2 protein-coding genes are annotated in these 1,094 nt (G+C 69.0%); both read left to right on the forward strand.

Going from position 1 to position 1,094, the window contains the following annotated elements:
- The coding region (locus DY262_RS21495; protein WP_425459308.1) for an electron transfer flavoprotein subunit beta/FixA family protein at positions 1-234 on the forward strand (234 nt) is incomplete at its 5' end.
- A 12-nt stretch (positions 235-246) separates the two neighbouring features.
- The coding region (locus tag DY262_RS21500) for an electron transfer flavoprotein subunit alpha/FixB family protein (RefSeq protein WP_116961075.1) at positions 247-1,094 on the forward strand (848 nt) is incomplete at its 3' end.

Genomic DNA, 1,094 nt, shown 5'->3' on the forward strand with positions numbered 1-1,094 from the left:
GTCATCACCACGGACCTGCGGCTGAACGAGCCGCGCTACGTGACGCTGCCCAACATCATGAAGGCCAAGAAGAAGCCGCTGGAGACGGTGAAGCCCGAGGACCTGGGCGTGGACGTGAAGCCGCGCATCAAGACGCTGAAGGTCAGCGAGCCGCCCAAGCGCGGCGCGGGCGTGAAGGTGCCCGACGTGGCCACGCTGGTGAGCAAGCTCAAGACCGAAGCCAAGGTGATCTGAGGAAGAACTGACATGACTGCACTGGTTATTGCCGAACACGACAACGCGTCCATCAAGGGCGCCACCCTCAACACCGTGACCGCCGCGGCCCAATGCGGCGGCGACGTGCACGTGCTCGTGGCCGGGCACAACGCGGGCGAGGCCGCCAAGGCCGCGGCCCAGATCGCGGGCGTGGCCAAGGTCATCCACGCCGACGCCGCCGGCTTCGAACACGGGCTGGCCGAGAACGTGGCCGCGCAGGTGGTGGCGCTGGCAGGCAGCTACAGCCACATCCTGTTCCCGGCCACCGCTGCGGGCAAGAATGTGGCCCCGCGCGTGGCCGCGCTGCTGGACGCGGCGCAACTCTCCGACATCACCAAGGTGGTGAGCCCCGACACCTTCGAGCGCCCGATCTACGCGGGCAACGCGATCGCCACCGTGCAGGCCACGGACGAGAAGAAGGTGATCACGGTGCGCACGACCGGCTTCGATGCCGCAGCGGCCACGGGTGGCAGCGCGGCGGTGGAGACCGCCAACGCGGTGGCCGATTCGGGCAAGAGCCAGTTCCTGGGCGCCGAGATCGCCAAGAGCGACCGGCCCGAGCTGACGGCGGCCAAGATCATCGTCTCGGGCGGTCGCGCGCTGGGCAGCAGCGAGAAGTTCAACGAGGTGATCACGCCGCTGGCCGACAAGCTGGGCGCGGCCATCGGGGCCAGCCGCGCGGCGGTGGACGCGGGCTACGCGCCCAACGACCTGCAGGTGGGCCAGACGGGCAAGATCGTGGCGCCGCAGCTCTACATCGCCGCCGGCATCTCGGGCGCCATCCAGCACCTGGCGGGCATGAAGGACTCCAAGGTGATCGTGGCCATCAACAAGGACCC

The organism is Hydrogenophaga borbori (assembly GCF_003417535.1).
Taxonomy (GTDB): Bacteria; Pseudomonadota; Gammaproteobacteria; order Burkholderiales; family Burkholderiaceae_C; genus Hydrogenophaga; species Hydrogenophaga borbori.